We start from the raw sequence: 8,532 nt of genomic DNA, 5'->3' as shown, positions 1-8,532 counted from the left end.
GATCGACGAGATCGGCGGGCGTCTGGGGGGCACCGTGCCGCGCAAGATAGGCAGGTGCCGCGCACAGCACGTTGCGTGAGGTTGCCAGTTTGCGCGCTACGTAAGCCTGCGAGCCGGCGCGTGAGATGCGGATGCCCAGGTCGTAGCCCTCTTCGACGATGTCGACGACCCGGTCGCTCAAGGCGATGTCGAGCTCGACTTCGGGGTGCAGCGCCATGAACCGCGGCCACAGCGGCGCGAGGTGACGGATGCCGAATACCAGCGGCGCGTTTATGCGCAGCCGGCCGCGCGCGCCCTCCGCGCTGGCGGTGGCCGCAGCCTCGGCTTCCGCCACGTCGTCGACGATCGCACGGGCGCGCTCGTACAGCGCCTCGCCGGCCTCGGTCAGCGACAGGCGCCGTGAGGTGCGGTTGAGCAGGCGAGTGCCCAGATGGGCTTCCAGTTCGGCGATGTAGCGGGTGACGTTGGCGGGCGAGGTGTCGAGGGCATCGGCCGCGCGGGCGAAACCTCCGCGCCCGACGACGGCACAGAACATTTCAAAAGCGCGCAAGCGGTCCATAGCGTCATCCTTCAGCTTTCCTGAACGAATGATGCATTTTCGGGCCATCGATCAAGGCCCATGGTTGCAATAAATCCCTTGTTGTCGCCGACGATGACCGCCGGCTTCTGATTAAAGGAGCTTTTTCATGACCCGTCTCGCCAACAAGTTCGCGCTCGTCACCGGCGGCACCAGCGGTATCGGCCTTGCCACCGCCCGCCGCTTCCTCGAAGAAGGCGCTGCCGTCGCCATTACCGGCACCAGCGCTGAGAAGCTTGCCGCCGCCAAGGCCGAGCTGGGCGAGGTGCTGACCATCCACGCAGATGCCGGCGACGTTGCCGGACAGGCGGCGGTCGTGGAGGCGATCCGCGCCGCTTTCGGCCGGCTGGACGTGCTGTTCGTCAATGCCGGCGTCGCCGATTTCCGTCCACTGGAAGCGTGGGACGAGGCGGGCTTCGACCGCTCTTTCGCGGTCAACGTCAAGGGCCCGCTTTTCCTCGTCCAGGCGCTGCTGCCGGTGCTCGGCAAGACCGCCTCAATCGTCCTAAACGGCTCGATCAACGCCCGGCTCGGCAAGCCCAACTCGATCGTCTACGCCGCGACCAAGGCGGCACTGATCTCAATGGCCCGCACGCTGTCAGGCGAACTGGTCGGCCGGGGCGTGCGGGTGAATGTCGTCAGCCCTGGTCCGGTGACGACGCCAATCTACGGCAAGCTCGGCCTTTCCGACGGCGACTTGTCTGGCATGAAGGACTACCTGATCGGAGCCATCCCGACCGGCCGCTTCGGAGACCCGCTCGAGATCGCAGATGCCGTCGTCCATCTTGCCTCGGACGAGAGCCGCTACACGGTCGGCAGCGAGCTGATCATAGACGGCGGTATGAGCAACCTGTGACTGTAACCTGGTGACGCCCGGTAACGGGCGTAACCCTGAAGGAGACGTTCAATGCGAATGGACTACAACAAGGCAGCTCCGCAGGCCATGAAGGCGCTCGGCGCAGTATACGGATATGTGGCCGGCAGCGGCTTGCCCAAGCGACTGATAGATCTGGTCTACCTTCGGGTCAGCCAGATCAACGGATGCGCCTACTGCATCGACATGCATAGCCGGGATTTGATCCAGGGCGGGCTAGCGATCGAGACCCTGGTGCTGGTGCAGACCTGGCACGAAGCCGGCGCACTGTTCGACGACAGGGAGCGCGCTGCGATGGCATGGGCCGAAACAGTGACGCAAGTGGCGCAGACCCACGTGCCGCAGGCCGACTACGACGCCGCCGCGCACGTGTTCGGTGAAAAGGAACTGGCCGACCTGACGCTCGCGATCGGTCTAATGAACGCTTACAACCGCATGGCCATCAGCTTCCGTGCCAAGCCGGCGGCCGCGGTCAAAGCCTAGCCTAACTAACCGAAGCCTTCCTGCCCGCCTACTGGATTGGATGTGAGCGCATCGGCTTCCTCGAGGCTGCACCCTTGCCGGTCAGCTGAAATGTCCTCCTTCGCTGCAGCAGGCGCGGCGCGCAGGTCAGCGCCCCAGTGGAGAAGGGCCTGCCGGGGCGCCGGCATTGCGATGTCGGCGCCCCGAGGACTGCTGCCTGGGACAAGGGCTGGTACCAGCGGGATCGTAAGGCGTCGCAACCAGTTGGTTTGTTAGATTAGGCTAATCTTTCGGGGCGCTTGAGGGCTTATCAGAGCCGAGAGTAGCTGAAGACCGCGCTGCAACCGCTCTCGTGATATACTTCCGCCAATCGACACGCGTAGCGCAGTCGCACCAGGCATTGCGGGATCGACCGCAAATGCTTCGCCCGCAATGGCCGAAAGGCCGTGCTGGCGCAAAGCATCCGCAATATGCCGGGTATCAAGGTCCGCAGGGACTTCTAACCAGAGATGATATCCGTATTCCGGTGCGCGAAACGAACCAGCCGGAAGATATTCGCGAGCGAGCGCCTGACGGATAGATGCCTCGGTGCGAACTTCCTCGATCAGCCTGTGAAAGGCACCGCTGTGCAGCCATTGCGTGACTATCGCAGCGTTCAAGGGAGGTGCCATGATGGCTGTTTCGTGCATATCGGCAGCAAGACGCCACGCGCCAGCGACGTCAGGAGCACGCAACCAGGCTACACGCAGCCCCGGGGTAAGCACTTTCGAGACGCTCGCAATGTACCAGGCGTTTGTTGGCGCGAGGGCCGCGATCGGGACCAGCGGCTGGGCAGGCAGCAAGCCGTAAGCGTCGTCTTCGATCAACAGAAGCTGATGCTGCGTAATGATCTGTGCGATCGCTGCTCGGCGGTCGTCCGGCATGGTGACGGCAGTGGGATTATCGTTGGTGGGGACCAGGTACACACCCCGCACGGCTGCTGCGGAACATGCGCTGTCCAGTGCCTCCGGAAGCAGCCCGTTTTCGTCTGACGCCACCGCGACCAACTCGATGCCGTATCTGCGGGAAAGCGCAAGCAGGCCAGGGTAAACGTAAGGCGCAACAGCCAGTCTATCGCCGGCTCTGAGTTCCGCGCTAAATATCGCATGGAGCGCATTCTGACCGCCAGCAGCTACCAGTACGCTGTCCTCAGAACACGGGATGCCGCGCCCAGCCAGCATGTCGGCACCTGCCTTGCGCGCGGATGCGGCGCCGCCACTGCGCTGATACTGAAACGGAAGTACGCCGTGTTCGGGTGTCAGCAAGGCAGAAGCACAATCCCGAAAGGCGCTTGCAAGGGACCCGCCAAAGTCTTCAGGGGGAGCATTCATTCCCTTATCGCCGGCGTCCGGAACGCGGATGTCCGACACCGCCGATGCTTTGGAACGCACGAAGCTTCCGCGTCGACCGCTCCCTTCCAGAAGGCCAAGGCGCTGTGCTTCCCCGTAGGCACGGGTAATGGTCGTGAGGTCCAGCCCCAGAGTTTCCGCCAGCATTCGTTGAGGGGGCAGGCGGTCACCCTCGCGCAGCTTCCCTGTGTCGATATCACGAGCGAGCGCCTCGGCGATCGCGAGGTACTTCGGGCCGCTCACCGTGGCTATGTCGGGAATCCAGCTTTGCATGATGACCTTCTAAACGCCTTTGACGCTGCTTGAGCTGTCAGTCTCGGTGATAGAATGCGGGGCGCCCGGCAAGGACATTCCTTGCCATTTCCCCGCCATCGTACAGCGCAAGCGATCCGGCAGAGGCCATATCGTCCCAGAACCCAGGGTCAGCATACTGACGAAGGGCGACTTCGTATCGTTCAAGTCGAACGGTCTCTGCTTTCAGCAGGTCGGCGGCAGTCTTGATCTCTGGAAAATCTTCGGCCTGGCCGTTGCGGATCATGCCGGAAAGATCTGGTCGATTGATGGCATCGTAAAGGCCCGAGACGAGCCGGGCCGCCAGATTGATACTCCCATGCGTTTTCGAGACCGCTGAAGAAGGCGGGCCCTCCATATCACTTCTCCTCGCTTTCTGCCCGGGCATGCAACTGCGCCCAAAGGTTCTCCGTGCCGGCTTCCTGCGCCTTGTTCACGTACTGCGACGCGACCAGCCAGCCTTTGATGTATTGCAAGGGAAGGACGCATCCGAGCGCCATCAAAGGCGCGGACGTGAAAAGATGCACCCAGAAAGGCGGCTCAAAGGCGACCTGCAGCCAGACGACGAAGAATGTCAGCGGGAACGCGACAATACACAACGAGAAGAAAGCCGGGCCGTCGTCAGGAGCAGCGAAGTTATAGCCGAGCCCGCAATTTGGACAAGTCGTTTGCAACTTGAGCCACTTGCGGAACATGGGTGCCTTTCCGCATTCGGGGCAGAGCCCCTTCAATCCGCAGTGAAATATCCAGCGTCCTTTGCTGGCAGATGCGTCATTCGAGTCCAACATGGGACAGCACCTCGATAGGTCTAACTGATTCTCACTCCTATATATGAAATGCATTTCAACCATGCAATGACCATGCATATAGGCATACAATTTAGACGTGCAGGCACGGACAGGATCAACATGAAGCAGCGGCGCGCGGGATGTCTCGAGAAGGTAGGGTAATTGCGCCGCCATATTGCATGGACTGTATCCATACAAATGTTAAATTTGCGGAGGCGCATACGCATCTGGATCGAACGCTTCAACGCTGTGTCGCAGCGCCCCGTCTCAGCCCGTAAACCTGTATCGAGACCGCACCGCGCTCTCGCTCGGCGTGAATACCCCTTGGCACTAATAGCCCCGGTGGATGGCCGGGATCGAAACTGAAGGCCAGATGCTGGGCAGGATCGTCACGGCAGGGGTCAAGCAGCAATGCATGTTCGGCCTGGAGATTCGTTCCTAGCCCGGTCGCACGAACGCCCGATGCGGCCACGGGGAAGCTGTCCAGTTTCCCGGACCGCCGGGTCAGCAGCTTTGCGTGCGCGGCGACCTCGGCAGGGCCTGCAGAAACGACAAAAACCTTCTGCTTTCGCTGCCCTCTTGAGTGCTCGAGCATCTACGATGCCGCTTCTGGTCGACCTAATCGAAAGTGTCTTGCCCAAGGCCGAAGGAAACGATGGCGGTGCCAATCGGTCGCGTTTACCCGGCACCTGTCGCCGCCATTAGCATTATCACCCGATCCTGCGGACATCAGCGCCGCGCGGCGTGTCATGACCATTATAGTGCGCGAGGATCGTTGATCGAACATCCCGCCAATCCCGAATGACTGGCCCGTGATGCTCGTTTTGCTTCGACGGTTCAGGGCCTTCCCGACCCTGGCCGGCGATGAGCGGTGGTCCTCAATCCTCATTAATCCCTTGGACGCCGACGCCGGTGACCATGATATCACCGTGCTCATGGCCATGTGGTTGAAAAAGTTTCGTGTCTGCGGTATATGAAACTGATTGAACAGGAATGATCCAATGACACGCCTGGCGAATTCTGGATTTGTAGACCCCGATCAGCTCCTCCGGGACCGTATCATGGCGAGCGCGGAGCGCATCATCAAGTTGATGCCGGCTTCCGCCAAGGCGGCGGCCATCCGCAGCATCGATGTACCCAGTCTGGTATTCAACCTCGCGCGCGGTATCCCCGCTGTCGAAACCGATAATCCCGAGGCGGCAGAGAAGCTCACGAAAGCCATTGCCTTCAAGCGGCGCATGATCGATGCCGCAGGCGGCGCGCTGACCGCTGAGAAGGTGCGAGAGCTGCTGGAGCATAAAACGATCCAGGCCGTTTACAAGGCGGTCAAGGACCGCCGACTGCTGATGGTCGAGGACAACGGGACCAAGCTGTTCCCGGTTTTTCAGTTCGACGGCAATACGATCCTCCCAGGGGTCGCCCGCGTACTGAGTGCTGTTCCGCAGACCGGTGGTTGGGCCATCCTTCAATTCCTCGTGGCGGGAGATGAGGGGCTCGATGGCAGGAAGCCTATCGATATGCTGCGCGGCAGCGCGGCTGAAATCGATCTCGTGGTGCGTTTCGCCCAAACACTCGAAGACTGATTTGGGATGGCTGGGACAGGCAGGATGCCTGTGGCGACGATCGCCACGGGCAGGGTACTTCATCGCATTCACGGATCCGCAGTCGCGGCCAGATGGTATGGCCGCAAGGATGCGACGTGGCGCTGGGATGACCCTGATCGTAGATTTGGCGTTCTCTACCTCGGGAAGACGCTTGTCGGTCCATTTGCCGAAACGCTTTTGCGCGCGCCGGCTGAAAGAGACATCCTTTGGGAACAGATTGCGCGCAGGCGTTCCGCCAGTTTCACGGTGATGCGGCCGGTGCGTCTCGCCAAGGTTCACGGACCAGGCCTGGCGTGGTTCAGGACCACGTCGGCGGGGGTGTCTGCAGATTTCGATCCTGTAGACAATCCTGCCGCTTATGGCGTGCCGCAGCAAATCGCGGCACAAGTCTTCCATGACACCGATCTGGACGGCATTCAGTATCGATCGCGGTTCGACAGTGACGAGTTTTGCGTAGCGCTCTTCGATCGCGCTGACGGCGCGATATCGTTGAACTCCGAAGGTAACCCGATCCCCAAGGAGTGGGCGGAAAAGCTCCTTTGCAGTCGAGGTTACAACCTGATTGAGTTTTGACTGCGTCCATAAGGCGTCGGCAGGGGCTCCGCTGATATCAGCGTGGGGCTTGTCCGGTGGGGATTGCGAGAGCCTCACCCCTATTTTGGATCCGCAGGGTTTCGCGCAGATATGTAAATTATCTAAAATAAAGAAAGGAGTCCTGCCGGGCCAGGCTCACTCTGAACCGAGCACCGCCGCATAGTCCTGCGCTCCGTTCAAAATGTGAATTACAACCACCGCCTGCTTCTCAGCCCGATAGAAGATGACGTAATTGCCATGTGAACATCGGCGCACACGTTGGGCCTCATAACGAGGCACAAACGGGTATCGCTCTGGGAAATCTGCCAAGCCAAGACATCTTTCACGCAACTCGTGCAGGAACGTGACGGCTCTCGCCGCGTTATCCCGCGCAATAAAATCCGCGATCGTCTCAAGGTCATTTTCGGCCTCAGCCGACAGAGAGACGATCATTCGGGTTGCGCGCTCATGTCCCGATACTTCGCTTCCAGGCGGTCGAAAACCTCTGTCGCTGGAGTGACATTGCCTACCGCAGCATCTCCAAGTCCGCGAATGATCGAGGCATCGAGCGCGGCGAGGCGCGTTTCGCGATCCTGGATCAATCTTACGCCTTCACGAAGCACTTCGCTCTTGGAGTTGTAGCGGCCCGTAGCCACCAAGGTGGATACAAAATTCTCTAGCTGGTGCCCGAGATCCGCACTGATCATGGCTCATCTCCTTTCGGATCAATCTAGCAAATTATCAACTGTTGATAAAGTTTTATCTTGAGAGAGCAGTGCTCGGTGTACGCATCCGATACCTGAGCACACGGCATGATCCTGACGAAAGGATCGCGCAGGCAGCCGAGCAACTTTTGGAACCTTTTGAATGGTAACTGGCGTCGATCGCTTCCGCGCCCATTTTGCGGCTCATGAACATCAGTATGTCCTGATCGGAGGCGCAGCATGCGAATTGATCATGGACGATGCCGGCCTCGATTTTCGCGCGACCAGGGATTTGGATATCGTGCTGATCGTCGAGGCGCTCGACCCGGCATTCTCCGCAGCCTTCATGGCCTTTGTCGAGACATCAGGTTATGAAGTCCAGCAGCGCGCCGAAGGTGCGCGGATCTTGTATCGCTTCGCAAAACCCGCCAAAGATGGGTATCCCGCGATGCTGGAGCTGTTTTCCAATCTCCCGGATGGCTTTGAACTGGCCTCCGGCAGCCACCTCACGCCGATCCCCATTGCCGAGGAAGCTGCCAGCCTGTCCGCGATCCTGCTGGACGACGACTATTATGCCTTCCTCAAAACGATGGCGCGTCCCTTGGACGGGATCCCGGTTCTGGACGAAGCCGGCATGATTCCCTTCAAGGCTCGTGCCTGGATCGACCTCAGCCGCCGTCAGGCGCAAGGAGAGAAGGTCGATAGCCGTGATGTGAAGAAGCACTGCAACGATGTCGCGCGGATGTTACAATTGCTGAGCCCCGAGGCAAGCTATGAGCATCCCGGATGCTATCAGCGCAGATATGCAGGCCTTTGTCGAAGGGTTGGCGCGCAGGATGACTTCGTTCCCAAGCGGTTCGGAGTAGCGATGACCAAGGAAGTCGCAATCGACCGACTGAGACAAGCCTACCGGCTGTGAGACGGCAGGCCGGAACCGTCCAATTTTGCCACTATGCTGGCCTGGCACCAAAGACTTTCAGGGCAGTAGCTGCCTAAATCGGCCATAACAAAAATGCCGCCTGCGGAGGGGGAGGCCAAGGGAGAATGCGGATGTCTGACGACTTCGATGAGTTTACGCGCAGCCGCAGCCAGGGCAGCGTCATCGTGACCGAGGAGAACCTCCAGCGCTGCGCAATCGATCTCGCGGGCTTGGTGTTGCCGCCGGTAAAGGGCGTCCGCCTGGCGATTCGCTGTCTTCCTCCTCATTGCCGCGAGCGTTGGCCGCTTGAACTGTACTGGGACGCGGCGCGCCAGGAGAACGAGATCGGACG

General features: G+C 60.2%; 11 protein-coding genes and 1 pseudogene. 6 read left to right on the top strand and 6 right to left on the bottom strand.

From position 1 onward, the window contains the following. Positions 1 to 559 (bottom strand): LysR family transcriptional regulator (locus LH128_RS29660; RefSeq protein WP_008833399.1); only part of this gene is annotated, 559 nt, incomplete at its 3' end. Between the two features lie 127 nt (positions 560 to 686). Here LH128_RS29660 and LH128_RS29655 point away from each other — a divergent pair. Both LH128_RS29655 and LH128_RS29650 read left to right on the top strand, forming a co-directional pair. Next, entirely contained in the window at positions 687 to 1,433 is a 747-nt protein-coding gene (locus tag LH128_RS29655; RefSeq protein ID WP_008833398.1) for an SDR family oxidoreductase, read from the top strand. A 57-nt stretch (positions 1,434 to 1,490) separates the two neighbouring features. Continuing rightward, the gene (locus tag LH128_RS29650) at positions 1,491 to 1,934 is read left to right on the top strand and encodes a carboxymuconolactone decarboxylase family protein (RefSeq protein ID WP_008833397.1); all 444 of its coding nucleotides are present in this window, start codon (positions 1,491 to 1,493) and stop codon (positions 1,932 to 1,934) included. A 251-nt stretch (positions 1,935 to 2,185) separates the two neighbouring features. Here LH128_RS29650 and LH128_RS29645 read toward each other — a convergent pair whose 3' ends face one another. The 3 genes from LH128_RS29645 to LH128_RS29635 are packed head-to-tail and all read right to left on the bottom strand — an operon-like array spanning position 2,186 to position 4,380. Further along, positions 2,186 to 3,574 carry an aminotransferase-like domain-containing protein gene (locus tag LH128_RS29645; RefSeq protein WP_008833396.1) on the bottom strand — a complete coding sequence of 463 codons (1,389 nt, stop codon included), beginning with the start codon at positions 3,572 to 3,574 and terminating at the stop codon, positions 2,186 to 2,188. A 37-nt stretch (positions 3,575 to 3,611) separates the two neighbouring features. Further along, a complete protein-coding gene (locus LH128_RS29640) occupies positions 3,612 to 3,950 on the bottom strand; it encodes a hypothetical protein (RefSeq protein ID WP_008833395.1) in 339 nt (112 codons plus the stop codon). Between the two features lies 1 nt (position 3,951). Next, positions 3,952 to 4,380 (bottom strand): DUF983 domain-containing protein, encoded by a 429-nt coding sequence (locus tag LH128_RS29635; RefSeq protein WP_051211606.1) that lies wholly within the window; start codon positions 4,378 to 4,380, stop codon positions 3,952 to 3,954. A gap of 1,001 nt (positions 4,381 to 5,381) precedes the next feature. Here LH128_RS29635 and LH128_RS29630 point away from each other — a divergent pair. Together LH128_RS29630 and LH128_RS29625 are read left to right on the top strand one after the other, a co-directional pair. Next, positions 5,382 to 5,963 (top strand): hypothetical protein, encoded by a 582-nt coding sequence (locus LH128_RS29630; RefSeq protein WP_008833393.1) that lies wholly within the window; start codon positions 5,382 to 5,384, stop codon positions 5,961 to 5,963. A 24-nt stretch (positions 5,964 to 5,987) separates the two neighbouring features. Beyond that, positions 5,988 to 6,557, top strand: coding sequence for an RES family NAD+ phosphorylase (locus tag LH128_RS29625; protein ID WP_172705214.1), 570 nt, complete (start codon positions 5,988 to 5,990; stop codon positions 6,555 to 6,557). Positions 6,558 to 6,713: 156 nt separating this feature from the next. Here LH128_RS29625 and LH128_RS29620 read toward each other — a convergent pair whose 3' ends face one another. Both LH128_RS29620 and LH128_RS29615 read right to left on the bottom strand, forming a co-directional pair. Next, positions 6,714 to 7,010 carry a type II toxin-antitoxin system RelE/ParE family toxin gene (locus tag LH128_RS29620; protein ID WP_008833391.1) on the bottom strand — a complete coding sequence of 99 codons (297 nt, stop codon included), beginning with the start codon at positions 7,008 to 7,010 and terminating at the stop codon, positions 6,714 to 6,716. Continuing rightward, positions 7,007 to 7,264, bottom strand: a complete 258-nt coding sequence (locus tag LH128_RS29615) for a type II toxin-antitoxin system ParD family antitoxin (protein ID WP_008833390.1) — start codon at positions 7,262 to 7,264, stop codon at positions 7,007 to 7,009. The genes LH128_RS29620 and LH128_RS29615 overlap by 4 nt, the downstream gene beginning before the upstream one ends. Before the next feature lie 160 nt (positions 7,265 to 7,424). Here LH128_RS29615 and LH128_RS29610 point away from each other — a divergent pair, with 160 nt between their 5' ends. Together LH128_RS29610 and LH128_RS29605 are read left to right on the top strand one after the other, a co-directional pair. Then, the gene (locus tag LH128_RS29610; protein ID WP_008833389.1) at positions 7,425 to 8,180 is read left to right on the top strand and encodes a hypothetical protein; all 756 of its coding nucleotides are present in this window, start codon (positions 7,425 to 7,427) and stop codon (positions 8,178 to 8,180) included. Positions 8,181 to 8,311: 131 nt separating this feature from the next. Continuing rightward, a pseudogene (locus LH128_RS29605) lies at positions 8,312 to 8,532 on the top strand (hypothetical protein); the annotation flags it as partial.

The organism is Sphingomonas sp. LH128 (assembly GCF_000293195.2).
Classification (GTDB): domain Bacteria; phylum Pseudomonadota; class Alphaproteobacteria; order Sphingomonadales; family Sphingomonadaceae; genus Novosphingobium; species Novosphingobium resinovorum_A.
Note: the sequence above shows the minus strand (reverse complement) of the source record. Positions and strands in the feature narration are given on the sequence as shown.

Excerpts from the sequence above, each read along its gene's own strand:
- LH128_RS29655 (WP_008833398.1), top strand. The coding sequence starts at position 687 with ATGACCCGTCTCGCCAACAAGTTCGCGCTCGTCACCGGCGGCACCAGC.
- LH128_RS29650 (WP_008833397.1), top strand. The coding sequence starts at position 1,491 with ATGGACTACAACAAGGCAGCTCCGCAGGCCATGAAGGCGCTCGGCGCA.
- LH128_RS29645 (WP_008833396.1), bottom strand. The coding sequence starts at position 3,574 with ATGCAAAGCTGGATTCCCGACATAGCCACGGTGAGCGGCCCGAAGTAC.
- LH128_RS29640 (WP_008833395.1), bottom strand. The coding sequence starts at position 3,950 with ATGGAGGGCCCGCCTTCTTCAGCGGTCTCGAAAACGCATGGGAGTATC.
- LH128_RS29635 (WP_051211606.1), bottom strand. The coding sequence starts at position 4,380 with ATGTTGGACTCGAATGACGCATCTGCCAGCAAAGGACGCTGGATATTT.
- LH128_RS29630 (WP_008833393.1), top strand. The coding sequence starts at position 5,382 with ATGACACGCCTGGCGAATTCTGGATTTGTAGACCCCGATCAGCTCCTC.
- LH128_RS29625 (WP_172705214.1), top strand. The coding sequence starts at position 5,988 with ATGCCTGTGGCGACGATCGCCACGGGCAGGGTACTTCATCGCATTCAC.
- LH128_RS29620 (WP_008833391.1), bottom strand. The coding sequence starts at position 7,010 with ATGATCGTCTCTCTGTCGGCTGAGGCCGAAAATGACCTTGAGACGATC.
- LH128_RS29615 (WP_008833390.1), bottom strand. The coding sequence starts at position 7,264 with ATGATCAGTGCGGATCTCGGGCACCAGCTAGAGAATTTTGTATCCACC.
- LH128_RS29610 (WP_008833389.1), top strand. The coding sequence starts at position 7,425 with ATGGTAACTGGCGTCGATCGCTTCCGCGCCCATTTTGCGGCTCATGAA.